This window comes from Anaerohalosphaeraceae bacterium (assembly GCA_037479115.1).
Classification (GTDB): Bacteria; Planctomycetota; Phycisphaerae; order Sedimentisphaerales; family Anaerohalosphaeraceae; genus JAHDQI01.
In genome coordinates, this window is the sequence record JBBFLK010000003.1 from 77,666 (window position 1) to 102,397 (window position 24,732).

General features: G+C 57.2%; 24 protein-coding genes. 9 read left to right on the forward strand and 15 right to left on the reverse strand.

The window, feature by feature from the left end; genetic code table 11:
- Window positions 1–11: 11 nt before the first annotated feature.
- Both WHS88_02335 and WHS88_02340 read left to right on the forward strand, forming a co-directional pair.
- Window positions 12–1,451 (forward strand): hypothetical protein, encoded by a 1,440-nt coding sequence (locus WHS88_02335; protein ID MEJ5259008.1) that lies wholly within the window; start codon window positions 12–14, stop codon window positions 1,449–1,451.
- A complete protein-coding gene (locus WHS88_02340) occupies window positions 1,448–2,902 on the forward strand; it encodes a sulfatase-like hydrolase/transferase (protein MEJ5259009.1) in 1,455 nt (484 codons plus the stop codon). The genes WHS88_02335 and WHS88_02340 overlap by 4 nt, the downstream gene beginning before the upstream one ends.
- On the opposite strand, the gene hydE is transcribed toward WHS88_02340, so the two are convergent.
- From hydE to hydG, 4 genes are read right to left on the reverse strand one after another with little or no spacing between them, the layout of a single operon-like run.
- Window positions 2,860–3,966: a [FeFe] hydrogenase H-cluster radical SAM maturase HydE gene (gene hydE / locus WHS88_02345; protein MEJ5259010.1), complete on the reverse strand. Its 1,107-nt coding sequence runs from the start codon at window positions 3,964–3,966 to the stop codon at window positions 2,860–2,862. The genes WHS88_02340 and hydE overlap by 43 nt on opposite strands.
- Entirely contained in the window at window positions 3,941–4,216 is a 276-nt protein-coding gene (locus WHS88_02350; protein ID MEJ5259011.1) for a DUF2798 domain-containing protein, read from the reverse strand. The genes hydE and WHS88_02350 overlap by 26 nt, the downstream gene beginning before the upstream one ends.
- On the reverse strand, window positions 4,174–5,457 hold the full coding sequence (gene hydF / locus WHS88_02355; protein ID MEJ5259012.1) for a [FeFe] hydrogenase H-cluster maturation GTPase HydF: 1,284 nt from the start codon (window positions 5,455–5,457) through the stop codon (window positions 4,174–4,176). Before hydF ends, WHS88_02350 begins: the two co-directional genes overlap by 43 nt.
- 12 nt (window positions 5,458–5,469) lie before the next feature.
- Window positions 5,470–6,873, reverse strand: coding sequence for a [FeFe] hydrogenase H-cluster radical SAM maturase HydG (gene hydG, locus WHS88_02360; GenBank protein MEJ5259013.1), 1,404 nt, complete (start codon window positions 6,871–6,873; stop codon window positions 5,470–5,472).
- A 251-nt stretch (window positions 6,874–7,124) separates the two neighbouring features.
- Here hydG and WHS88_02365 point away from each other — a divergent pair, with 251 nt between their 5' ends.
- Genes WHS88_02365 through WHS88_02385 form a run of 5 tightly spaced genes read left to right on the forward strand, consistent with a single transcriptional unit; the run spans window position 7,125 to window position 10,896 of the window.
- Window positions 7,125–7,829: a peptidylprolyl isomerase gene (locus WHS88_02365; protein MEJ5259014.1), complete on the forward strand. Its 705-nt coding sequence runs from the start codon at window positions 7,125–7,127 to the stop codon at window positions 7,827–7,829.
- Between the two features lie 14 nt (window positions 7,830–7,843).
- Window positions 7,844–8,341 (forward strand): peptidylprolyl isomerase, encoded by a 498-nt coding sequence (locus WHS88_02370; protein MEJ5259015.1) that lies wholly within the window; start codon window positions 7,844–7,846, stop codon window positions 8,339–8,341.
- Window positions 8,295–8,825 (forward strand): tRNA (N6-threonylcarbamoyladenosine(37)-N6)-methyltransferase TrmO, encoded by a 531-nt coding sequence (tsaA, locus tag WHS88_02375; protein MEJ5259016.1) that lies wholly within the window; start codon window positions 8,295–8,297, stop codon window positions 8,823–8,825. Before WHS88_02370 ends, tsaA begins: the two co-directional genes overlap by 47 nt.
- Window positions 8,826–8,875: 50 nt before the next feature.
- Window positions 8,876–9,637: a DUF72 domain-containing protein gene (locus WHS88_02380; GenBank protein ID MEJ5259017.1), complete on the forward strand. Its 762-nt coding sequence runs from the start codon at window positions 8,876–8,878 to the stop codon at window positions 9,635–9,637.
- 5 nt (window positions 9,638–9,642) lie between these two features.
- Entirely contained in the window at window positions 9,643–10,896 is a 1,254-nt protein-coding gene (locus WHS88_02385) for a valine--pyruvate transaminase (GenBank protein MEJ5259018.1), read from the forward strand.
- Here the strand turns inward: WHS88_02385 and plsY are convergent.
- The 9 genes from plsY to WHS88_02430 all read right to left on the reverse strand — a co-directional run bounded on the left by plsY (window position 10,881) and on the right by WHS88_02430 (window position 20,011).
- On the reverse strand, window positions 10,881–11,543 hold the full coding sequence (plsY, locus tag WHS88_02390) for a glycerol-3-phosphate 1-O-acyltransferase PlsY (protein MEJ5259019.1): 663 nt from the start codon (window positions 11,541–11,543) through the stop codon (window positions 10,881–10,883). The two genes, WHS88_02385 and plsY, sit on opposite strands and share 16 nt — an antisense overlap.
- Complete coding sequence (locus WHS88_02395; protein ID MEJ5259020.1) at window positions 11,540–12,736, reverse strand: glycosyltransferase family 4 protein; 1,197 nt, start codon at window positions 12,734–12,736, stop codon at window positions 11,540–11,542. The genes plsY and WHS88_02395 overlap by 4 nt, the downstream gene beginning before the upstream one ends.
- Window positions 12,737–12,741: 5 nt before the next feature.
- On the reverse strand, window positions 12,742–13,590 hold the full coding sequence (locus WHS88_02400; protein MEJ5259021.1) for a lipopolysaccharide kinase InaA family protein: 849 nt from the start codon (window positions 13,588–13,590) through the stop codon (window positions 12,742–12,744).
- Complete coding sequence (locus tag WHS88_02405; GenBank protein ID MEJ5259022.1) at window positions 13,587–14,618, reverse strand: glycosyltransferase family 9 protein; 1,032 nt, start codon at window positions 14,616–14,618, stop codon at window positions 13,587–13,589. Before WHS88_02405 ends, WHS88_02400 begins: the two co-directional genes overlap by 4 nt.
- A gap of 27 nt (window positions 14,619–14,645) precedes the next feature.
- Window positions 14,646–15,752: an HAD-IIIA family hydrolase gene (locus WHS88_02410; protein MEJ5259023.1), complete on the reverse strand. Its 1,107-nt coding sequence runs from the start codon at window positions 15,750–15,752 to the stop codon at window positions 14,646–14,648.
- Window positions 15,739–17,259, reverse strand: a complete 1,521-nt coding sequence (gene rfaE2, locus WHS88_02415; protein ID MEJ5259024.1) for a D-glycero-beta-D-manno-heptose 1-phosphate adenylyltransferase — start codon at window positions 17,257–17,259, stop codon at window positions 15,739–15,741. Before rfaE2 ends, WHS88_02410 begins: the two co-directional genes overlap by 14 nt.
- Window positions 17,256–18,332, reverse strand: a complete 1,077-nt coding sequence (gene lpxK / locus WHS88_02420) for a tetraacyldisaccharide 4'-kinase (protein ID MEJ5259025.1) — start codon at window positions 18,330–18,332, stop codon at window positions 17,256–17,258. The genes rfaE2 and lpxK overlap by 4 nt, the downstream gene beginning before the upstream one ends.
- Window positions 18,333–18,356: 24 nt before the next feature.
- Window positions 18,357–19,439, reverse strand: a complete 1,083-nt coding sequence (locus WHS88_02425; GenBank protein MEJ5259026.1) for an isocitrate/isopropylmalate dehydrogenase family protein — start codon at window positions 19,437–19,439, stop codon at window positions 18,357–18,359.
- Between the two features lie 176 nt (window positions 19,440–19,615).
- Window positions 19,616–20,011 carry a class II SORL domain-containing protein gene (locus WHS88_02430; GenBank protein ID MEJ5259027.1) on the reverse strand — a complete coding sequence of 132 codons (396 nt, stop codon included), beginning with the start codon at window positions 20,009–20,011 and terminating at the stop codon, window positions 19,616–19,618.
- A gap of 216 nt (window positions 20,012–20,227) precedes the next feature.
- Here WHS88_02430 and WHS88_02435 point away from each other — a divergent pair, with 216 nt between their 5' ends.
- Window positions 20,228–21,106: a prepilin-type N-terminal cleavage/methylation domain-containing protein gene (locus WHS88_02435; protein ID MEJ5259028.1), complete on the forward strand. Its 879-nt coding sequence runs from the start codon at window positions 20,228–20,230 to the stop codon at window positions 21,104–21,106.
- 27 nt (window positions 21,107–21,133) lie between these two features.
- On the opposite strand, the gene WHS88_02440 is transcribed toward WHS88_02435, so the two are convergent.
- On the reverse strand, window positions 21,134–22,312 hold the full coding sequence (locus WHS88_02440) for a glycoside hydrolase family 27 protein (GenBank protein MEJ5259029.1): 1,179 nt from the start codon (window positions 22,310–22,312) through the stop codon (window positions 21,134–21,136).
- A gap of 71 nt (window positions 22,313–22,383) precedes the next feature.
- The gene (locus tag WHS88_02445; GenBank protein MEJ5259030.1) at window positions 22,384–23,418 is read right to left on the reverse strand and encodes a LacI family DNA-binding transcriptional regulator; all 1,035 of its coding nucleotides are present in this window, start codon (window positions 23,416–23,418) and stop codon (window positions 22,384–22,386) included.
- Between the two features lie 379 nt (window positions 23,419–23,797).
- Between WHS88_02445 and WHS88_02450 the strand changes: the two genes are divergently transcribed.
- The gene (locus WHS88_02450) at window positions 23,798–24,670 is read left to right on the forward strand and encodes a type II secretion system protein (protein MEJ5259031.1); all 873 of its coding nucleotides are present in this window, start codon (window positions 23,798–23,800) and stop codon (window positions 24,668–24,670) included.
- Window positions 24,671–24,732 lie beyond the last annotated feature (62 nt).

Below are 24,732 nucleotides of genomic sequence, written 5' to 3' on the forward strand. Positions count from 1 at the left end.
GCGGAGGCAGGATGAACAAGCCGACCCTGTCGAGATTCTTTTGGACGGCGGTGATTGCGGGGGGACTGGCGGTTCTGTATTTAAAGCCGGTGCCGCTGGCCTACTGGGTGGCACAGCATCGGGAGGTTCTGCTGGGCTGCTACAGTGTGGGGCAGGTGACGGCGCAGCTGATTTTGACACCTGTCTGTCTTTGGCTGCTGTGGGGGATTTGGATGAGCAAAGCCAAGGACTCAACCCAGCGTCGGCAGGATGCTTTTAAGACAATTACCGTTGTTCTTTCCATTCTTCTCTGTGTGGTATTTGCGGATGTTCTGCTGCGGATTGTGCAGCGAAGTTCGTATCAGAAGCTCGGGGCCAGCTATCATCGTCCGCCGCACCAGCGGATTGAGGGGGTGTTCGAGGATGAGCCGGTCTCGGCCTTTACCTATCCGAATGCCCCGAGCGGCTATCCTCCCGTGCGCTATGTGTTCTCCACAGACGTTCGAGGGTTCCGCAATCCCGCTTCGATAGACAAGGCGGATGTAGTGGTGCTGGGCGATTCGTTTGCAGAAGGGTCGAGTGTCTCGGATGAGCAGGCCTGGCCGGTGCTGCTGGGGAAAGCGACGGGCAAAACGGTGTATAATCTGGGGATGTCCGGCACGAGTGCGGCGGGGTATCTGGAGGTTCTCGAACGGTTCGGACTGGGGCTGAAACCCCGGTGGGTGCTGTGTCTTTTGTACGAGGGCAATGATTTTCGGGACAGCAATTTCCAGCGGGACGAAAGGCCCGGGCGGGTCTCTTTGGGGGATGTGATTTTCAAGGGCTCGCCGCTGCGCCGGCGGATTCAGACGTTTTTGATTCGGACACTGGGGCCGGTGGGGAGCCGGCGGTTTTGGGATGCACCGGAAAAGCTCAATCAGCCCTCTCACCCGATGTATCCGGTGGCGTGGCTGCCGCTGGAAGTGCCGGCCGGTTCCGGGCATTTTTATTCGTTTGAACTCAAGCGGGTGCTGGACCATTGGGTGCGTCCGGAGCAGTTTGAGCGGTCGTCTGCATTTGAGCACACGCGAACGGCTCTGCGGCGAATGAAGGAACTCTGTTCCGCTCAGGGAGCGGAATTGGTGGTGGTGTACGCGCCGGATAAGCCGCACGTGCTTTTGCAGAGTGTCAGGGAGCGGCTTTGTGCAGAACAGGTGCGGGCGTTTTTGGCCCTGAAGCGCAAAAACCTGCCGCCGGCGGAAACCCTGCTGGAGGAGCTTGTCCCCTCGATGGATGTCTTTGAACAGGTGGTGAAGGGGTTCTGTCAAAGCGAGGGGATTCGGTTTGTGAGCTTGACGGAGATTTTGCGGCAGAAGATTGAAGAAGGGGTCTGGGCGTATTACACCTATGACCAGCACTGGAGTCCAGACGGGCATCGGATTGCGGCGGACTATCTGGCGGAAACAGTATTTGGTGTGAGGAAGGCGGAGTGAATCGGAGAGATTTTCTTCGGCAGGCCCTGTCGGCGGCGGCTTGCGGAGGAGCGATGGGGTTGGCCGGCTGTGCTGAACGGAAACGCGGGCCGGAACGTTTCCCCATCCAGCGGCCGAATATTCTGTTCATTCTGGCGGATGACCTCGGATACGGGGATTTGGGGTGCTACGGTCAGCGGCGGATTCAGACGCCGAATCTGGACCGGATGGCGCAGGAAGGGCTTCGTTTTACACAGCATTATGCGGGCAGTGCGGTTTGTGCGCCGTCGCGATGCAGTCTTTTGACGGGGTTTCACACGGGACATGCGCGGATACGCGGCAACGACCGAAGGCCGCTGCTGCCGGAGGATGTGACGATTGCCGAGCGGCTGCGGGAGGCGGGTTATACAACGGGAGTCATCGGCAAATGGGGGCTCGGGGAGGCCGGTTCGACCGGAATCCCGACTCGACAAGGCTTTGACTATTTCTTCGGCTATTTGAATCAGCAGCATGCCCACAATTATTATCCGGAGTTTTTGTGGCGGAACGAAGAGAAGGTGCCGCTGCCGAATGTCGTCGAGCGGCCGGCCGGAAGACCGAATCACCCGGGCGGGGTTTCGACGAATCGGGCGGTTTATTCGCATGATTTGTTTATGGAGGAGGCGGAGCGTTTTGTCCGGCAGAATGCCTCCCGGCCTTTTTTCCTGTATCTGGCCTTAACGATTCCGCATGCGAACAATGAAGCGGGGGTCAAGGGGATGGAAGTGCCGGACTGGGGGCCTTATGCACAGGAAGATTGGCCCGAGCCGCAAAAGGGATATGCGGCGATGATTACGCGGATGGATGAGGGAATCGGCCGGCTGCTGGCGGTGCTGAAGGAGTTGGGGATTGATGAACGGACGATTGTGTTCTTTTCGAGCGACAACGGGCCGCATCAGGAGGGCGGAGCCGACCCGCGGTTTTTCCAAAGCAGCGGGCCGCTGCGGGGATTTAAGCGGGATTTGTATGAAGGGGGCATTCGGGTGCCGATGCTCGTCCGCTGGCCGGGGGTGATTCGCCCGGGCGGGCGCACGGAGCATGTGAGTGCGTTTTGGGATTTTTACCCGACCTGTCTGGAGCTGGCGGGATTAGAAGCGGAGGAGGGACTGGACGGCATCTCGTTTCTGCCGGTCCTGCTGGGCCAGGAGAACCGGCAGAAAGAACATCCTTATCTGTATTGGGAACTGCATGAGGCGGGCGGCATTCAGGCGATTCGGATGGGCCGATGGAAGGCCATTCGGCGGAATCTGGCGAGTGAATCGAATCCGCCGATTGAACTGTATGATTTGAAACTGGACCCGATGGAAAGCCGCGATGTATCCCGAGACTATCTGCCTATAGCGAAAAAGATGCAGCAGCTTTTTCAAACGGCCAGAACCGAATCGCCGGATTATCGGTTCGGTGCGGAACGGACGGCGGCTGAGTCGGATTGAGTGTCGGGAGAGTTTGTCCGGTGCTGCCGGCTGCCTGGACCGGTGCCGATGGTGCGTCCGATAGAGCGGATGCGTTCGGCCAGACAGGACTGACATGCCTGAGCAGTTTCGTTGATGCAGGCCTTGCCCGGGTAGATTTCATAGAGCTGCCGATAATGCGGCGGGGTGCAGTTGGGCATGACAATATTGGCGCCGCGCTGAAGCCCCAGCTCGCGTCCGCTTTCCCGATTGATCGTCGCCAGTGCGGTTGTGCTGGGGATATTGGCTTCGGGGCAGACAAGTCGAGTCAAAGCGATTACTTTGTAGGTCATCTCTTCGGTGTTCGGTACCTGTTCAGCAGGGCTGACGGAGGGCTTGAGTCGGCCTTGCCCCAGCGGGGTGTGGGGGTGCGGGATATAGGGGCCCACGCCGATCATGTCGAGGTCCAGCTGCCGAAATAAATCGATATCCTCAGCCAGCCGGCGGTAGGTTTGGCCGGGGATGCCGACCATTACCCCGCTGCCGACTTCATAGCCCAGTGAACGCAGCTGCCGAAGGATATCGATGCGGGAAAGCATCTGTCCGGGAACCGGCGGATGGATGAGCCGAAAGAGCTCCGGGTCGGAGGTTTCAAACCGCAGAAGGTAGCGGTCGGCGCCGGCCTGCCGCCAGAGACGCAATTCATTCAGGGAACGTTCGCCCAGACTGAGGGTGACGGCCAGCGGGGTTGTTTGTTTGATGATGCGGATGATGTCCGCCAGCCAGGCGGCCTCGATGCCGTCGTCCTCGCCGGCCTGCAGGACGACAGTCCCGTAGCCGAAGGCGGCGATTTGCCGGGCGGCCTCGAGGATTTCCTCTGCGGTCATCCGGTAGCGGGGTAAAGAAGGATTGTGTCGGGACAGGCCGCAGTAAGCGCAGGCGCGGCGGCAGTAATTGGAGATTTCGAGAAGACCGCGAAGGTGGACGGCGTCGCCGACTGTTTCTCGGCGGACCCGGTCGGCGGCCTGCCAGAGTTTTTCGAGTGCTGCCGGGTCGGTTTGGCGGAGCCAGAATTCGATTTCAGATTTTGTCAGTTCCGCTTTCATTTTCTTTTGGAACGTTGTTCTGGAGGAGTCTGTTGGTCAGCCGCTGGGCGAGCGGTGCACATAGAAAAGCAGTTGGGTAGGCGGCGGCAAAACCGATGCAGAAGGCCCGCATCCAGCGCAGCAGAAAGCCGGGACCAGTGCCGGTGTTGACCAGCGTCATCACGGCGGACATCACGGCGGCCATCAGAAGCGACATAAAAAAGCCGTTCAGGAGCCGCCGCAGGAGGGCATTGTTTCTCTGTGCAGACATTTCTTCCGGTGTTCCTGAATCGTTTTTCGATAAAGAGCCAGCGTTTCCGGAAACGGTTCGAGGGCGCGTTCGAAGAGGCCGAGGGTGTAGGCAATGACCAGCCCGTAATTGGTGATGGGCACACCCGCCTGCTGACAGCGGAGGATGCGGGTGAGCATTTCTCTTCGATTCCACATACAGGCGCCGCAGTGGATAACGAGTTTGTAAGGCGAAAGGTCTTCCGGAAAGTCGTGGCCCTGAACGGTGGTAAACTGCAGCGGCCCGCCGACTCGACGGGTGAGCCATTTGGGGATTTTCACGCGTCCGATGTCGTCGCCGATTGGATGATGCGTGCAGGATTCGGCGATAAGGATGCGGTCGTTCGGGCAAAGAGTATCGACGGCTAATGCGCCGAGCATCTGGGTGGTCAGGTCTCCTTTCAGTCGGGAATAAAGGACGGAAAAGCCGGTCATTTTAACGCCGGCAGGCACGATTTCGGCGACTTTGGCGAAGGCCTGAGAATCCGTGACGACCAGGGCCGGCGGAGTGTTCAGTTTTTCGAGGGCCTCCGACAAAGTGTGTTCCGTCGTGACAATGCACATCGCACTGTGATCGAGCAGGTCGCGAATGGTCTGGACCTGCGGGAGGATGAGCCGGCCTTTGGGGGCCTCTTTGTCAATCGGCACAACCAGCACGGCCAGGCCGCCCTCCCCGACAAGGTCGGCGGCAATCACGGGCTGATTGATAAAGTCGGCGGGGACGGTGCGGATAAGGACTTCCCGAAGCGGCTCAATGCCCAAGCCGGATGCGGCGGCCGTTTGGACGAACGGAATGGAACGGTGCTGCAGCTGCTCGAGAATCGATGGGGCGGGCTCGGTCAGGTCTGTTTTGTTGAAGACGGCAATCAGCGGAATCTTCCGGGCGGACAGTTCCCGGGCAATCTGCTCTTCGAATTCGCCCCAGATGCCGTCCGTGACAAGCAGGCCGATGTCCGTTCGGTCGAAGACCTGACGGGTTTTTCCAATACGCATTTGCCCCAGCGCCCCGACATCATCAATGCCGGCCGTGTCGATAAAGAGGACGGGCCCCAGCGGCAGCAGCTCCATCGGTTTTTCGACGGGGTCGGTGGTGGTGCCCGCCTGGTCGGAGACAATGGAGACCTGCTGTCGGGTCAGGGCGTTCAGCAGACTGGATTTGCCGACATTGCGTCTGCCGAAGATACCGATATGAAGTCGAAATCCTTTGGGGGCTGCCTGTGTCATCGGTTGTTCCTTTCAACAATACACATCGTGCTGACCGGCGCGGACTTTTTGGAGCATCGCTTCGGTGCGCCGGCGTGTGAGCGGCTCCATTTGCCGAAGGGCCTGCTCGATGAGGACCAGTCCGGCTTCTTTGGTCTGCGGGGAGGCGTAATCGATAAGGTATTCCAGAAACGTGGACAGGGCGTTGGGGTCGCAGTGCTGCTTAATCAGGCCGGGCTTGGCCAAATCCATAAAATCCTGTCCGGTGCGTCCGAGCCGATAGCAGCCGGTGCAGAAGGATGGGATATAGCCGAGCCGGGTGATGTCGCAGATGACTTCGTCCAGCGGGCGGTGGTCGCCGAGCGAGAACTGGGCTTCTTCGAGGACGTCTTTGCCTTCGGCATAGCCGCCCGGATTGGTGCGGCTGCCGGCGGAGATTTGGGAAACGCCCAGAGCGAAGGTTTCGCGCCGCATATTGGGGGTCTCGCGGGTGGACATAATAATGCCCGTGTAGGGGACGGCCAGGCGGAGGATGGCGACGATTTTGCGAAAATCGATGTCGCTGACGGGCTGCGGCGGATGAGTGGACATATCGGAGCCGGCGGCCGGTTCGAGCCGGGGGACACTGATGGTATGAGGGCCGACGCCGAACCGCTCTTCCAGATGGCGGATATGCTGCATTAGGGCGAGGATTTCGAAACGCCAGTCAAAGAGGCCGAAAAGCACCCCGATGCCGACATCATCTATGCCGGCCTCCATCGCCCGGTCCATCGCGGTAACCCGCCAGTTGTAATCCGTTTTTTTGCCGCCCTGATGGACCTTCTGATAGGTCTGGCGGTGGTAGGTTTCCTGAAAGAGCTGGTATGTCCCGATTCGGGCGGCTTTTAACTGGCGAAACTCATCGGTGGTAAGCGGGGCAATATTGACATTGACGCGGCGGATTTCGCCGGTTGGGGTTTTTACAGAATAGATGGTTTCGATGGATTTGAGAATATAAGAAAACCCTTCTTTTGGATAGGATTCACCGGCTACAAGGAGGATTCGTTTATGCCCCTGATTGACGAGGATTTCAACTTCTCGGCGGATTTCGTCCTGATTGAGGGCACGGCGTTTGACTTCTTTGTTTCGGGCTCGGAAGGCGCAGTAGAGGCACTCATTCGAGCAGAGGTTGGAGATATACAGGGGGGCAAAGAGGACCAGCCGCCTGCCGTAGATAGTTTCTTTGACATATCTGGCCGTGTCGAACAGTTCCCCGAGGAGTTCAGGGTCACTGATAGAAGCCAAAACGGCGATTTCCTCCGGTTCCAAGCCGTGCAGCTCTTTGGCTTTGGACAGAATGTCGCGGACACAGGATGCATCTTTGGCTGAGGCAGACGAAAGGATTTCTGCAATCTGCTGTTCGTTTATAAACGGGTCGACTGTTTGTTCAGCTTTCATGGTTAATGTGCCTCAAAGAAAAAAACTTTTTAATTTTCTACAACAATTTTAATGAACGTGTTCTGTATTTGCAACAAAAAAGAACATAATTACTTCCAAAGAGGTTTTTGGTGATGTGGTATTGTGAAATAATGTTATATATAATACAATATATTCTGTCTATTATATTCATTTATGTTTTCCTTGTCCTGTGTATTTTACCGGTTATAATGCGTCTGCGAGAGAAAAATTGTTTTCAAAGGAAAGGGCCTATGAGAAAGAGTGTTTTTTGGATTGGAGCATTTCTTGGAGTGCTTTGGATTGTCGGCTGCAATGAAAAGGACAAGGTAAAAACAGACCCTGCGGTAGAGGAGTTGGTGCGGGAGGTTGCCCCCGCCAAGGAGCCGGCGGCTGAGCCGTCCGCAGCGGAACCGGTTATGGAGGCGGCGGTTCAAGAGAAGAAGGACATTCAGCCGGCTTATCCCAAGGTGAAGATGACAACGTCGATGGGGGTCATTGTGCTGGAGCTGTATCCGGACAAGGCGCCGGTGACGGTAGAAAACTTTCTCAAATATGTGGATGACGGCTTTTACAACGGGACGATCTTTCATCGGGTGATTCGGCGGTTTATGATTCAGGGCGGCGGGTTTACGGCTCAGATGGTCCAGAAGCCGACCCGCAGTCCGATTGTCAATGAGTGCGGACCGCAGCTGCGGAACCTGCGGGGGACGATTGCGATGGCTCGAACCAGCCAGCCGAACAGTGCAACCAGCCAGTTTTTTATCAACCAGGTCGATAATCCGTTTCTGGATTTTGACGGGCCGAACAAGCCCGGTTATGCCGTGTTCGGCCGGGTGATTGACGGAATGGATGTGGTGGACCGGATTGCGACGGTGGCGACCACCCGCCTGCCGAACGGAATGGCGGATGTGCCGGTCGAGCCGGTGGTGATCGAGCGTGTGGAACGAGTGCGGTAGCGAACGGAGCGGATATGAAGCAGGTTTTGATGAAGACGACGCTGGGGGATATAAAGCTGGAGCTGGATGAGGAGGCGGCACCGATTACAACGGCCAACTTTCTGGAGTATGTTCAGAACGGCCATTACGACGGGACGATTTTTCATCGGGTTATCAAGGATTTTATGATTCAGGGGGGCGGGCTGACGAAAGACATGCGGCCCAAGCCGACCTATGAGCCGATTGTCAATGAGGCGTCCAACGGGCTCAAGAACAAGCGCGGGACGATTGCGATGGCGCGGACGTCGGAGCCGGACAGTGCGACCTGCCAGTTTTTTATCAATCATCGGGACAATGACTTTCTGAATTACCGGGGACCGCAGCCGGACCGAATCGGCTATGCCGTTTTCGGAAAAGTAATTGAGGGGATGGAGGTGGTGGACCGGATTGCTTCGGTTAAGACCGGCCGCAGACAGGGCTATGAGGATGTGCCGCTGGAGCCGGTGGAGATTGTATCGGTGCGGCTGGTTTAAGGCCTTTATGGAATCCATCGTTTTTAAGCCGATTGGGGTTCTGCATACGCCGTTTCGGCAGCGGGAAGGGATTCCTCGCCAGGCGGCGGGGGCGCAGGCATACACGGCTGTCCTGGAGGTCTTTGAGGACTATCAGGAAGGGCTGAAGGATGTGGATGGCTTCAGCCATCTGGTGGTGCTTTTCCATCTGCATCAGATTGAGCGGGCGGATTTGACGGCCTGTCCCCCCTGGGACGATAAACCCCACGGTGTGTTTGCTACGTGTTCTCCTTTTCGGCCCAATCCGATCGGCGTATCGGTGGTGCGGCTGGAAAAGCGGGAAGGGCGATTCCTGACCATTCGCGGAGTCGATATGCTGGACGGAAGCCCCGTGCTGGATATCAAACCGTATGTGCCCGACTTGTACCCCCGAGAGAATGTGCAGGTGGGCTGGATGACCGGAAAGGTGAACGGAATGACGGGTTCGCGAACGGGAGAGAAATAATCCCGACAGGCGGCAAGGCGGATGAGCAGAACGGCAAAGGGTGGGCTGTGATGAGCCGGAGGAAGAAAGGGCGGATTTGGGTGGGGACGTCCGGGTGGTCGTATGAGGATTGGGCGGGGCGGTTTTATCCGGAGGGGCTTTCGAAGAAAGACTGGTTTGCGTATTATGCGCGGCATTTTTCGACGGTGGAGCTGAACGCCCCGTTTTATCATTTGTTTGAGGCCGCAACATATGAGGGCTGGCGAGAGAAGGCCCCGAAGGGATTTGTGTTTGCGGTGAAGATGTGGCGGCAGGTGACCCACCGCAGGCGGCTGGCGGATGCGGCGGAGCCGACGGAGCGTGCCCTCGAGCGGGCGGCGCTGCTGGGGGAGCATCTGGGGCCGATTCTGATTCAGCTGCCGCCGGGGCTGCATCGGGAGGACGAACGGCTGGAGGCCTATCTGCAGGGGCTGGCTGGGCTGCAGGAAAAACTCGGGCGGACGTTTCGGTTTGTCTTTGAGTTTCGCCATGAAAGCTGGATGGCCGAGCCGGTGGCGGAAATGCTGGAGCGGTTTGGATGCGGGCTGTGTCTGGCGGACGGGTTGGGGCCGGTGTTTCTCAGGCAGGCCGTCGGCGGTTTTGTCTATGTCCGTTTTCACGGCAGAGCACAGCGGTATCGGACGCTTTACACAAAGGCGATGCTGGAGGAATGGACGGGTTGGCTCCGGGAGCAAATCGATGCGGGTCTTGATGTGTATGCGTATTTTAATAACGATTATCAGGCCTATGCGGTGCAGAACGCCCGCGAGCTGATGGAGATGCTGAAAGGATAAAACGGATGCGGTTTTCACGATTTGGACAGAAACTGGCGTGCCGGTCGGGGATTGGGGAACTGATGAAGGACCTGGCGGCGGGGACCGGACGGGGGCCGGTGTATATGCTGGGCGGCGGCAATCCGGCACATATTCCGGAGGTGGAGCGGGCCTGTCATGAGGCGACGGAGAGGATTTTGTCGCAGGCCGGAGCATTCGAAAAGGTGGTAGGGGAATACGACCCGCCGCAGGGAAATCCCGCCCTGATTGAGGCGCTCTGTGAAATGCTTCAAAGGCGGCTGGGCTGGGCGGTGGAGCCCCAGAACATTGCCCTGACCAGCGGCAGCCAGACGGCGTTTTTTATGCTGTTTAATCTTCTTGGCGGAACGTTTGACGGGGGCGTAAAGAAGCGGATTTTGCTGCCGATGGTGCCCGAGTATATCGGCTATACGGATTTGGGGATTGAGGAGGATTTGTTTGTTTCGTACAGGCCGCGCATTGAATTTGTCGGGGAGCATCAGTTTAAGTATCGGGTGGATTTGGATTCGCTGCGGGTGGATGAGACGGTGGGAGCGATTTGTGTGTCGCGGCCGACCAATCCGACGGCCAATGTGCTGACGGATGAGGAGGTGCGGCGGCTGGATGAACTGGCCCGCCGGCGCAGAGTGCCGCTGATTTTGGACAATGCCTACGGGCTGCCGTTTCCGAATATTCTGTTTACGGAGGGGGCGCCGTTCTGGAATGACAATACGATTGTGTGCATGAGCTTGTCAAAGCTGGGGCTGCCGTCGGCGCGAATCGGCATTGTGATTGCGCAAAAGGAGATTACAGCGGCGGTGGCGGAGATGAATGCGATTATTACGCTTACCCCCAGCGGCATCGGGGCCTCCATTGGGACGGAACTGATTCGCAGCGGGCAGATTGAGCGGCTCAGCCGGGAGGTGATTCGTCCGTTTTATGAGCGGAAGTGCCGGCACGCCCTGTCCTGTCTGCAGGAGCATCTGAAAGGGCTGCCGTATGCGGTGCACAAGCCGGAGGGGGCCTTCTTCCTGTGGCTGTGGCTGCGCGGGCTGCCGATTTCGTCGGAGCAGCTGTATCGGCGGCTCAAGGAGCGGGGCGTGATTGTCGTGCCGGGGCATTATTTCTTTCCGGGTTTTTCGGAGGAGTGGCCGCACCGGCAGGAGTGCCTTCGAATCAGCTATGCGGCCGATGAGCAGACCGTCGAAAAAGGGCTGGCGATTTTGGGCGAGGAGGTTCGGCGGGTTTATGCAGCCGGCTGATGCTTCTTTTGGCCGATGCGGCTTTCCGTGCCGGCACGAATCCGCTGGATGTTGGCCCGATGACGCCAAATCACCAGAGCGGGTACCGGGACCGCAACCAAAAAGAGCGGCCAAAGATTGGCAAACGTCCAGCCGGGCAGCAGGCACACAGCGGCCAGCAGAATCAGCGGATACGCCGCCGCCGCGAGGATAGACGCCAGCGACACATACCGCCAAATGAAGGCAGCCGCCAGCCAGACAAGCAGGGCCGCCAGACCGCAGAGCGTAAAATAAGGCCAAAGCCCCAGAACCACCCCCAGACTGGTGGCGACACCCTTGCCGCCCTTGAAGCCCAGATACACTGGGAAGATGTGGCCGAGGATGGCGGCGGTGCCGACTGCCAGCCAGCCGAGCAGCTGACGGTCGGAAGGCGACGGTCCAGTCAGGCCCGTCAGGGGCGGAATGAGCATCGGCAAAAGCCCTTTGGACACATCCAGCAGGAAACAGACAATTCCCCACCTGCGGCCCAGAGCGCGCACGACGTTGGTGGCTCCGATGTTTCCGGAGCCGACACGGCGAAGGTCGATTCCGTGAAGCCGGGCAATCAGCAGCCCAAAGGGAATCGAACCGAGCAGATACGCAGCGGCAATCAGCGTCAGCCATTTCATAGGGACGTATTTTTGCGGGTGAGAATCTGTTTGTAAAGAGAAATCAGCTGCCGGACATGTCGGGTGATGGAGACCTGTTCTCGAAGGTTATCCTCAAGAACGGCCTGGGCAAAGGCAGCACGGATTTTTGCATCGGCCAGCTGCAGGAGACCGTCGGTGATTTGCCGGCGGCAGCGGGGGTGTTCAACAAGGATGCCGTGACGGCCGGATTGGATAAAGTCGGAAGCGCCGTTGAGGGCGGTCGTCAGGACGGGTTTGCCTATGGCGATGGCTTCGAGAATAAAGCGGGAGCTGGGGTCATACCAGGTGGGCAGGACGGCGGCATCGGCGGCGGCCAGCGCCGCAGTGAGGTTCGGCAGCGGGCCGGTGAAAATCAGGTTTTTTTCGATGCCGGCCAGCCAGGCGAGATTGCGGGCCCTGCGGGGGTTGTCCCTGCCGGCGATGACCAGCAGAAGCGGGACGGGGCTTTTTCGAACGGCATCGGCAAAGGGGGTGATGAAGTCATAAAGCCCTTTGAGGCGGAAGTTGTTGGCGGCAAAAAGGAAGACAGCGGCTGCGGCGGAAGGGTTTAATCCTGCGGAGGCAAGCAGTCGGCTGCGGAAATCGGCGGCGGTCTCGGGAGCGGGGGCTTCCGGAAGACGAATGCCGTTGGGAATGACGGCGATGCGCTGCGGCGGGAGATTGTAATGGCGGATGAAATGTGTTTTGACACTCTCGGACAGGGCGGCAACGACCACCTCCTTGTCTGTTGTCAAAAGACGCTGTTCGGCACGGAGGTACCGGGTGCGTCGGCGATTGAGAAAATGAAGGCGTTTTTTCAGAAAACGGCGGATGGGGTCCGGATAACTTTGAGCGTGCTGGAGGACGGCCTGTTTCCAGCTGCCGCCGCGCGGCTGATACACATCGGTCCCGCGGACGGGCAGCGTACTGTGGAGCAGGCTGCACGGATGGGTTTTGAGATACTCCCCGAGGGCGGCTTCGATGCGGGACAGGGGGATTCGTTTGACGCTGCTGTCGGGAAAAAGGGACTGGGTGTGTCTGCCGTCGGGGGTTCCGGCGGCGGTCAGCAGGGTGGTTTCGACGCCCTGTCGGTTCAGTTCTTCCGTCAGCTCGCGAACGCTGCGTTCGGCGCCGCCGCGTGCGGGGTCGGCCTGTTCAGCCAGGATAGTGATTTGGAGGGGTTTTGTTTCCATCGTGTCTATTGGGCAAAGGGAACAGGACGGCCTCGACGGATATCGCGGTCGGCGATGCGCCAGGCCTTGCGTTTGATTTTTCGGATGAGACGGCGGTCGGCGGCGGTCAGTTTGCTGCGGCCGACATACCGAAGATAAAAGCGAAGCCGGTCGGTGCGGGAAATCCATTGTCCGGGTGCCGAGTAATACAGCTGGGTGAGGTCTTTCAGACGCCAGCGCTGCCGGAGAAGACGAGGACGAAAGGTGCGATGCAGGTCGATGAGGACCAGCCGGTCATCCTCCGTCAGGAAGATATGCGACAGGTACAGGTCGCGATGACAGAAACCGCTGCCGTGAAAGGCGGCCACCCAGTCCGCCAGCCGGTTCAGAAACTGCCGGCGCGGGGCGGGATTGTGCACAGGATTTAAATCGGTCAGGCAGTCCGGAAGACGTTTTTCCAAAGACGAGCCGGAGATTTCTTCCGTGATAAGGAAACTTTGCTTCTCGAACAGCCGGCCCCAGCGGGTTCCATAGGCAACAATTTTGGGAGTCTGGATACCGATGTGTGCCAGGGGCTCTGCAGGAAGACGGTCAAGGTCGGCGCAGGAGACGCGTCGGCCCCATTGAAGCCAGCCGGCGATTTGATGCCGAAGCGGCGGCTGATTGTAGCGCTTCAGGTAAAGGGCCTTGCGTCCGGGCACGAGAATGCGGTCCCGGCTGCGGAAGGGGGACAGATTCGGTTTGGCCAGAGATTGCCCCGCCCGGTAGGAAAAGACGGCGTCGAAGGTCGTCAGGCCGAGCTGCCGAAGCGATTCATGCCAGTCGGGGTCAGCCCAAAAATTTTCTGCGAATTGTGTCAGAGTCGGCCGGTTCATCGGGAAGGTTCCTTCCAGAGCCGCCGGACGGCCTCTAATACCTGTTCGACGGTGATGGATTCCATACAGTAGTGCTGCCTTTGCCGGCAGATGGGGTTGTCGCAGGGGACGCAGGGGCCCTGGCCGATGATTTGGATTTCTTCGGACCAGCCCGTTTGCGTCCATTGGGGATTGTTGGGCCCGAACAGGGTGATGACTTTGCGTTTGAAGGCGACGGCGATATGACGCGGGCCGGTGTCGTTGGTAATCACCAAATCCGCCCGGGCAATCAGGGTCTTCAGGTCCGAAAGATTCAGCGGAATATCAGCGGTACAGAGAATCGGGCTGCGGGCCATCTGACGAATGGTTTGTGCAATCCATTGTTCAGCGGGATTGGGAGCGATGGATAAAATGACCATCGCTCCATATTGTTCCTTCAGGGCATCGGCGGTTTGGGCAAATCGTTCCGGCGGCCACCATTTGCTCGGGCCGAAGGCCCCGCCGGGGACCAAAATGACTTTGGGGCCTTCGTGAGAAAAAAAGGCGGGCAGATTCCGGCGGAGGCGTTCTTCGTCGCTGAAGTCGAGAGGAAGTTCCATGGTGCGGTCTGATGCCTCGATGCCGAGAAAGCGGGCGATGTTCAGGTAGTAATCAATGGCGGGAATCGGAACAAAACGGCCGGAAGAGTCTTTCAGCGGCCGGACGGGGCGGGTCAAAAGTCCTGTGCGTCCGTCGCGGGCGTAGCCGATGCGGCTGGAAATGCCCGCAAGGGCCGCTGTCAAAGCCGAGCCGAAGGAGTTTTTCAGCAGGATGCAGGTCTGAAAGCGTCCCCGGCGGATAGAACGAATGTTTTGCAGGAAGGACGGCTGAAGGTCGAGCCAGTCATTGCAGAACGGAGAGGGACTCAAGACCTGCCGGACGGCAGCAGAGGCCAGAAAGGTGATGTGGGCCGAGGAAAAGCCGGTACGAAAGGCGCGAAGAGCGGGGGTGGCCATGACGGCATCGCCTAACGGAGAGGGAAGCCAGATGAGCATTTTTTCTTCGGCCATCCGAACACCTTTTCACGGAGGTTTGTTTTATTTTCGAATCAGCAGCAGGACAACGGTCAGCAGCAGCAGGGCGACGGCATAGCCAAGCGTCATTTGGGCCGGAAGGGGGGACTTGGCGGAGTCGAACCAGAACCAGATGCTCAGAATCAGGCAAAAAACGGACAGAACGCCGGTGATCATCGCCAGCATCTGCGGAAAGGAGAAATCCTCATACATCCGCTCGCGATGCTGCAGCCGAACCAGCCGAAGGATTTCCTGAAGGACAGAACGAAATTCCGAATGAGCGGACCGGGGCAGAATATCCTCTTCTGAAGGCGGCTGTTCGGGAAGGGGATTTGATTTTTCCTTCTCTTCCTCGGAGGTCATCTCAGGTGCCTGGTTATCGGAAGAGGGAGTTTCTTCGACGGCGGCCTGGACCGACTGGGGCTGAACACGCTGCGGTTCAGAGACCGGCTGCGGTTCAGGGGCGGGAGCCGGTTTTTCCGTTTTTTGAGTCGGGGGAGTGTAAAACGCCGTCGGTTCGGACTGCGGCGGTGTTTGAACAGCCGGTGCAGCGGCCGGCTTGGAGGACTGTTCGAGCATTCGAATCAGATTGGCGGCCTCGCGCAGACTGGCGACCTTTCGGTCGGGGACAGGGTCGGAGGGACCCGGCTGGAGGCGGCGGGCGGGAGATTCAATCAAGATGGTTTTGCAGCCGGCGCGGATGCCCGCTTCAATATCCCGGAAGGAGTCCCCAATCATCCACGAACGGGACAGGTCAATCGATAAATCCTGAGCGGCCTTCAGAAGCATGCCGGGATTCGGTTTGCGCAGGTCGCTTTCGCAACGGTATTTCGGGATGACTCCTTCCGGATGAAAGGGGCAGTAGTAAATGGCATCCAGATAGGCCCCTTCATCGGCCAGGAGTTTTTTGAGCTGATGGTGAATCTGCTGGAGGGTTTCTTCGGTGACAAGACCGCGTGCCACGCCGGACTGATTGGAGACGACAACCAGCAGATACCCCATTTTTTTCAGCTGAATGAGGGCCTGAGCGACGCCGGGAAGCAGCCGCACCTGGCTGGGATGGTTGATATAGCCGGGGTCCTCAATCAAGGTTTGGTCTCGGTCGAGAAAGACCGCTTTATTTTGCGTCATGGGGGTTTGCCTCCTGCCGGCTGCCGGCCTGGCCGCCGCGGATTTGCTGAATGATGTTCGTGGAGCTTTTGCCTTCAACCAGAGGCGCCAGTTTTACGACTCCTCCGTAGGATTCGACGAATTCCCGCCCGACGACGCCTTTTTGGGCCCAGTCGGCGCCCTTGACCAGGACATCAGGCCGGATTTGCTGAATGAGGCGCAGGGGGTCGAGGTCATCGAAGAAAACGACATAATCGACCGATTCAAGGGCGGCCAGAACCGCGGCCCGGTCGTGCTGATTGTTGATGGGACGGTCCGGCCCTTTGAGGGCTCGCACGGAAGCGTCGGAATTCAGGCCGACTACCACAACATCTCCCTGCTGCCTGCAGAAATTCAGGTACTCGATATGGCCGCGATGGAGCACATCGAAACAGCCGTTGGTGAAGACGATGGTTTCTTTCTGCCGGCGGCGCAGGTCGAGCTCTTTGAGCAGAACCGACCAGTCATCGCGGATTTTGCCGGTCTTGCCTTTGGAGCGGGAGATGATTTCGTTGACGATTTCGTCAATGGAGACGGTGGCCACGCCGAATTTCTCCACCTCCAGTCCGGCGGCGATGTTGGCAATCTGCAGGGCGGCAACCCAGTCGCAGCCGGCGGCGAGGGTGACCGCCAAAACGGCCAGCATCATATCGCCGGCTCCGGTGACATCATAAACGACGCGCGGCACGGTGGGGATGTGCTGGTCCAGCTCGTCGGTGCGCAGGTAGGCCCCTTCTTTGTCGAGGGTTATCACAACCGCTTCGAGCTGAAGCTGTTTGTGAAGCAAAGCGGCGGCCCGGGCGGCATCGGCAATGGTTTCGATGGGAAAGCCCACGGCGGCGGCCGTTTCTTTGCGGTTGGGGGTGATGACGGTGGCGCCGGTGAATTTGGAATAGTCGGACTGAAGCGGAGGGTCAACAAGGACTCTTTTTCCTGCTTTTCGGGCGGCTTCAATCAGCCGGCGGCAAAAGTCCGGGACCAGGAGCCCTTTGTTGTAGTCCTGCAGGCAGACGACATCGCACTGATTCAAGCGGCTTTGGAACATGTCAAAAAGCTGTTCATACTGGCTTGCCGTGTACGGATTGGTGCATTCGTCATCAATGCGGAGCAGCTGCTGGCGGTGGCGGTGCTGCGCCAGGCCGATGATGCGCTGTTTGCTGATAGTGGGCCGGTCATGGACGGTCAGCAGACCCGAGCAGTCGGCCTTCAGGCGGTTGAGCAGTTCGAGCAGCCGGCGTCCTTCGGCGTCATCTCCCACCGCTCCGATGCACTGACAGCGGGCTTCCAGCGTGGTGATGTCGGCGGCAACGGAGGCGGCTCCGCCCGGGCAGTACTGCCGGTCCACTACTTTCAGAACCTGCACAGGGGCTTCGGGACTGATGCGAAGAGCATCGCCGTAAATATAACTGTCGAGCATAAAATCACCGGCCAGCAGCACCGTTGGTGAGCCCAGATGAGTTACGGTTTTGAGCAGGTGTGAGTAAGTCATGGATGCTCCTGATGAAGTTTGATCTCAATTTGTCTGAGAACGGCTTGAACAATCGGTTCCGGGTCTGTCAGAAATTCCAGTTCAACCGGCAGGTAATAAAAAGGAATGGGCTCCTCCGGCCCGGCCAGAAGGGCGGTTTTGACCCAATCCTTTTCGGTTGTCAGAATCAGCTCAGCATTCACTTTGCGGGCCTGACGGAGAATGGTGTTCATGTCCTCCTGTGTGTAGGGATGATGGTCCCGGAACAGGAGCCGTCCGACCGGATGGATGCCGAGCGATTCGAGACTGCGAAGGAAGGCCGGCGGGTTTCCGATGCCGCAAAAGACAAAGGCCTTCTTGCCGGCCAGCTGCTCAACCGGAATCGACCGGCCGTGAAACGTGCGGGCCTGGCGCTGTTTATGGACGGCGTGAAAGACGGCAAGGTTCGGCTGGTATCGCCGAAGGGTTTTTTCTATGTTGGCAATCTGGTCTTCCGTTGCCAGGTCAAACCGAGTGATCACGGCGATGTGAGCACGCCGGACGGAGGAAACGGGTTCCCGCAGCAAGCCGGCCGGCAGCAGTCTGCCGTATCCAAAGGGACAGGAGGCGTCAATGGCCAGGATATCCAGGTCTCTTTTCAAACGTCGATGCTGAAAACCGTCATCCAGAATCAGCACATCCGGATGATGTTTTTCAACGGCCTTTCGAGCCGCCAGAACTCGGTCGGGGTTGACAAGAACTTCTGCACCGCCGCAGGCCTTGGCCAGCAGCGCCGGTTCATCAGAAACCCGCTCCGGAGCAGTTCGGTATCCCCGCGTGAGGATGACGCAGGACCGCCCCCGGGCCAGCAGCTGGTTGGCCAGCCAGATGACCAGCGGGGTTTTTCCGGTGCCGCCGGTCGTGAGGTTTCCGATGCTGACGACGGCGGACGGCACGGAATGTGATGCCAGCCGACCCCGGTCGTACAGCCGGTTTCGAAGAGCAACCGCCCAGCCGTACGGATGCGAGGCTGCCGCAAAAACAGCGCGGAGAACGGCAGCCCCAGCCCCTTCGGCTTTTCCGGAAACAAGTTGACGAAATGTCGTTTCGTTCAAACCGGTTCCCTCAAATGTATTCGATTATCCTGTGCGGATTTTTCGAATAATGGCGTCGGCCATTTGCTGGGTTCCGACGGCTGTCGGGTCATCCCGATCGGGCTTGAGGTCGTAAGTGACCTCTTTGCCTTCTGCAATGACGGCCGCGACGGCTTGTTCGAGTTTATCGGCTTCTTTTGTGAATCCCAGATGCCGGAGCATCAGCATTCCGCTGAGAATTACTGCGGTGGGATTGACTTTGTTGAGTCCCTTGTATTTAGGTGCACTGCCGTGTGTCGCTTCAAAAATCGCCCCCTTTTCACCGATGTTGGCTCCCGGGGCCACACCCAGCCCGCCGACCAGACCGGCACACAGGTCGCTGATGATGTCTCCGTAGAGATTCGGCAGGACAATCACATCATACAGTTCCGGCTTTTGCACCAGCTGCATGCACATGTTGTCCACGATTCGGTCTTCAAACTCAATATCGGGGTACTCTGCGGCAACCTGCCGGCTCACTTCCAGCCACAGACCGTCGGTGTGTTTCATAATGTTGGCTTTGTGGACGGAAGTAACCTTTTTTCGGTTCATTTTCCGGGCATATTCAAAGGCAAACCGCACAATGCGCTGCGTGCCTTCGACAGAAATCGGCTTGATGCTGATGCCGGTGTTGGGACCGATTTTTCTTTTGCTGTGCTTGTTCAGCCAGTCAATCAGTTCGAGGGTTTCCTGATTTCCCTTTTCGAATTCGATGCCGGCATAGAGGTCTTCGGTGTTTTCCCGGATAATCACCAAATCAATATTCTCATACCGGCTGCGGACCCCCCGATACGATTTGCAGGGACGAACGCAGGCATACAGGTCAAAGAGCTGGCGAAGGTGGACATTGACAGAGCGAAAACCCGTACCGACCGGGGTGGTAATCGGGGCTTTGAGCCCGATGCCGTTTTTTCGAAGGGATTCGATGGTGGCTTCCGGCAGAGGGGTCCCGGCTGTTTCCATAATGTCCGTGCCGGCTTCCTGAATATCCCATTCGATAGGAGCCCCGAGGGCATCAATGCATCGGCGTGCTGCCTCGGCCAATTCAGGACCCGTTCCATCCCCTCGAATCAGTGTCACTTTCGGCATTTCAAACTCCCTGCTTTTTGTCGGTTTCTAATGCGTTTTTTGGTTTGAATACAATGAGAAACGGCCTGAACAGGCCGTAAATTGGAAAAAGTATCCATCTTTTCTCGGGTTGTCAACCAGAGAATCCCTGTTTGAATCCCTATTTTTAGGAGGAAAGGCAGCTCGAAAAGCGGACCTTAAACGACCGTAATGGGTTTCTCCGACTGCCAGAGTCCGTGAATATTGCAGTACGCCAGGGCGTAAAGTGTGCCGGACTTGGAAATCTTCAAGGCGGCCGTTGCTTCGTGGTGCGTGAACAGGGGGCCTTTGTCCGGGCCTTCAATGGATTCACCGTGGCAGGTGAATTCGACATGGGCCGCCTGGCGGGGGTATTTGCCTCCATTCTCCTGATAGTAGAGGGAAATCCACCGGATATGATGCTCCGTTTTGTTCGGATGGGCAATTTCTTTGCCGATGCTGACGGTAACACGGAAAATTTCGTCTGCTTTTACCTGGTCCGGGGCTTCGATGACGGGGACATGCTTTTCGCTTTTCCAATCCGCCGTTTGGACTTGTTCGGTCAGGCGTGCCATACTCTAATCCTTTCTGTAAAAAAAAAGTTTTCTCCGATTCCATTGTTGAGCTGACGGCATTATAGAAGAGGAATTCGATTCTATCAAGCTTTGGGGGAAAAATTAAAATGCAAATACTTACGCAAATATTTTTATTGACACATATTTGGTAATAAGGTAGAGTAGGCTCTATACCCAAATGAGAAATGGGAAGCGGCAGTCGGGAAAGGAGATGGTATGAAAAAACGAGCGGCCTTTACCCTGATAGAGCTTTTGGTCGTGATTGCCATCGTGTCGCTTCTGGTTTCGATTGTGATTCCGGCCCTGAAAGGGGCAAGGATTCAGGCGCATATGGCGGTTTGCCTGGCCAATCTGAACGGACTTTCCAAAGCGTATCATTCCTATGCGGACAATCATGACTCTCGCCTCGTCAACGGCGATGTGCCGCGCTATCCGGAGCAGTCGGGTGTCAATTTGCTCTCTCTCGGTCGGCGTCCGCCGTATTGGGTGGACTGTCCGCAGGATGAAAATTATCGATATACAGGGGAGCCGTCGCAGGCACCCGGTCCGCCGACGCTGGAGCACAAAAAGCTGGGGATTATGCGAGGCGCCCTGTTTGATTATGTGGGCGACCCGGCGGCCTATCATTGTCCGGGCGATTTAAGCCGAATTCTCGTTCCCAACGGTCTGACTGGACGGGATGCCAATCCGCATCCGGACAACTATTCCTACTGCAGCTATTCCGTTTCGGATATGCTGAACGCATGGAATCCGACTAATGACCGGCGGGCTGTCAAGAAGATGACGGAGATTCTCAATCCCGGCATCAAGTTTGTGTTTATTGAATCGACGGACAATCGGGGATGGCTGATGGGCAGCTGGAACTTTCTTTTGGAGCGGACGCCACCGCAGAGCGATACGCTGGCCATCTGGCATCGCAAACGCAGCGGATTCGGCTATGCAGACGGGCACGGGGAGATTCATACCTGGACAGACCCGGACATTATCGCAGCGGCCGCCGACCCGAAACGGACCTGGTTTTCCTATACCAACACCAGCTCGGATGATTTTCGGTTTCTTGTCCGGGGCTATATTCCCGGCAGAAATACGAAATAATCTTTATAATCTTTAGCCCGGCCGAAATTACGGGCTGATAGGGCTCAGTCGGAAGAAGGCGACGCCATGGGGGGGCAGTTTTCCGCGGAAGGTCTCTTCGGCAGTGCCGAGGTCTTTTTTGCTCCAGATGTTTCGGACGCGGAAGGTGCCTTTGAGGAAGGTCAGGTCTTTCCACGAGAGGGTCATTTCGACAGGCTGAGCGGCGGGATTGAGCAGACAGACCGCCCAGTCTCCCTTGGACAATTCCTTGGCCCAGATTTCTTTTTCAGGGGTACAAAAGAATCGGAACCCCTGTTTGCCGAGAGGGTCCTGATTGACGGCGATGGCCTCACGGCTGGTGAGGATGTCTCGAATTTCCGGACTCATATTCCGGACGTCATTGCCCGCAATGAGCGGGGCGGCCAGGATGCACCACAGGGTAAAATGGGACCGGGATTCTTCGAGGGAGAGTCCTTCACAGCCGACCTGGAGCATGTCCGGGTCGTTCCAGTGATCGGGACCGGCGTATTGTTCGAGGCCGACCTGTCGGTCGAGGATGCTTTTGATGCTGTTTTCCCATTCTTTTTTGGGTTTGCAGTCCCAGCAGGGGCCGATATCGCCGGTGGTTCGCCAGAGGTGGGCGACCTCCTGAGCCCATTCCCAGGGTTTATTTTGGCCCCATTCACACATGCTGAATACGATGGGGCGTCCGGCGGCATAGAGGGCATCCCGCATAATTTTATAGGTTTCACGGGCATCGGCGGTTCCGGTTTCACACCAGTCGTATTTGAGATAATCCACGCCCCAGGAGGCATAGGTACGGGCATCCTGGAATTCATGGCCGCGTCCGCCCGGGTAGCCGCCGCAGGTTTTTCGGCCGGCACAGCCGTAAATGCCGAACTTAAACCCCTTCTCGTGGAGCCAGTCTCCGAGGGCTTTCATTCCGCTTGGGAATTTGACGGGGTCGGCGATAAGGTTTCCATCGGCATCGCGTTCTTTGGCACTCCAGCAGTCGTCGATGATGATGTAGATGTAGCCGGCCTTCTGCATTCCGGAATCAATCATAGCCTGGGCGGTTTCTTTGATGAGGGATTCGCTGATGTTGCCGGCAAAGGTATTCCACGTATTCCAGCCCATCGGGGGTGTGGGGGCCAGCCCTTCAAATTTCTGAGCCGCCGTGATGGACAGCAGCCCGCAGACGAAGAAAACAGCAAGAACAGTTTTCATGGCAAAACTCCTTACGCAAATATTTTCATCCATTGTTATATAGAGTTTTGCCAAAGAGGGCAAGAACGATTTTAAATAGGACGCGTGGATTTTCGCACTACCAATTCGCAGTCGATCACCGTCCGCACCCGCTTGGGGGATTTTTCTTTGCCGCTGATGCGTTCCATCAGGATGCGGGCGGCTTCAATCCCGATTTGGCGGGACTTCTGTCGCACGGTGGTCAGCGGGGGCGGAATCAGCTGTGCAAATCGGTTGGAGTCGCTGTAGCCGACGACGGATAGGTCATCGGGGATGCGCAGCCCCATTTCGGCGGCAACTTTGTAGATTTCGAATGCGGCCCAGTCGGAAAAGGAAAAGACCGCCGTCGGCCTTTTTTCGAGCATCTGTCGAATCAGCGGTGGGATTTCTTCCACAAAATCGGTGCCGGTCTGGAGAATGTAAGTCACATCGGGATAGGCAGACAGGGCTTCTTCGAAATAGCGCCGGCGCAGTTTGGCCCACGTCCATTCCTGATGTCCGCACAGGTGGGCGATGCGCCGATGGCCGAGCTGATAGAGATGCTCAGCGACCAGTTCGGCTCCGAGCCGTTCATCCGTGATGACAGAGTCCGAGAAGTCAAGCTCATGATCAATGGTCACGACGGGAAGATTTCTGGATTCGAGCTCATCCAGGTGGGCCCCATAGACTTCACTGACACGCGGCCAGAGGATGACGCCGTCCACCCGGCGGTCGATGAGACGGTGCATCTGTTTGAGCATGAAGGCTTCTTTTTCCTTTTGGGAGAGGATTTTCCCAAAGCAGCTGTCCCAGAGCATAATCCCGGCATAGTCATATTCGACCAGAGTGTCGTGGATGCCTTCGATGACGCGGGCCCAGTGTTCGTCGAAGGGGGGAACCATAATGCCGATGTTTCCGGTGCGCCCTGTCTGGATTCCCTGGATGAGAAGGTTAGGACGGTAATTGAATTTTTTGGCACATTCGAGGACTTTTTGGCGGGTTTCTTCCGAGATTTCGCCTTTGTTGCGCAGCACCCGGGAGACTGTCGAAATCGACAGATTGGTTGCGGCGGCAATCTGTTTTAAGCTTATCTGGCTTCTGGGTTTCATAGGACTTAGAAAATTTCCTCAATGCAGTCTTTATTCTGTTCTCATCATCTATGATATGTTTTTCATCTTTTTAGACAAACAAATATTTGTGGAAATTTGCGGTTTTTCCCGCAAAAGCAAAAAACCGCGGAAGGTTCGTCGGGGCAATATGAGAAAAACAGGGAACATAAATCTTTTATTGACAGATTCTTATGAGACATTCTCCTTTTCTGCTGCCGGGGCGGCCCGGCGGGTTTTGTTGAAAATAAAATAGAATTGCAAATATTAACGCAAATATTTTTAGTTGACTTTGTTTTCGGGGATGTCTATAGTGAATGTCCAGGGAGAGGGGTGTGCGGATAAGGAAACCGAAGACGGCTTGTATTTTAAGGAGTTGTTTATGAGGGTCCCAAAGGGATTTACCTTAATCGAACTGCTGGTGGTGATTGCGATTATCGCACTCTTGCTGAGCATTGTGATGCCGTCTTTGAAGATTGCCAAAGAGCGGGCACAGGAGGTTCTCTGCGAAAACAACCTGCGGCAGTTCGGAGTCGGAATGAACGCCTACTGCAATGACAACAATGGGACATTTCCGGATGCGGAAGACTGGCTATTGATGAATCTGGTGCGGAACGACCCGGCCAGCCCCTATCCGGTCAATTCGAGTTCGCTCATGAATTTTGACTGTGTCTGGCACAATGCGAGTCTGATTCCGGACGGGCTGATTGTTCGGTATCTGACGGATGACCGGGTTCGTGCCTGTCCGGCCTTTAAGCGGATTGCCCAGCAGCGAAGCAACTGTGCCCGTGGTCTGGGTACGCACAATCCGGCGATTCCGATTGTGCCGCAATTTACCTATTCGCAAAATCCGTTCCTCGGGCCGCTGGGATACTGGCGGGCTCCTGTCTTTGCCCGCAAGATTACGCAGGTCAAGTCGCCCTCGCAGGTGTTTGCATACGGGGAGGAAAATCCCTATACGATTCCCAGCTCTAATCCGCGTCCGCTTTATACGGGGTTTACGGTGCGGGTTTCTTCGCAGTCGCCGCTGAATGACTGTCTGCTGTACAGCATCAATCCGGCGGCGGCGAAAGCTACAATTGATAGTGCAGGCGGAAAGCATAAAGTGCCCCCGACCTTTGTGGACTGTCTGGGCAGTTTTCATCGAGCCAAAGATGCAGACGGATATCTGGGCTATACCAAGGCGGTCTTTGTGGACGGGCATCTGCAGAATGTGCTGCCGGAAGAGACGCTGATTTACTCCTGGCCGTTTTAATCAGGCCGCCCCCGGGAGGCGGGATGCGGCGGGCCGGCAGCGACTGGTGCGGACGTGAAAGG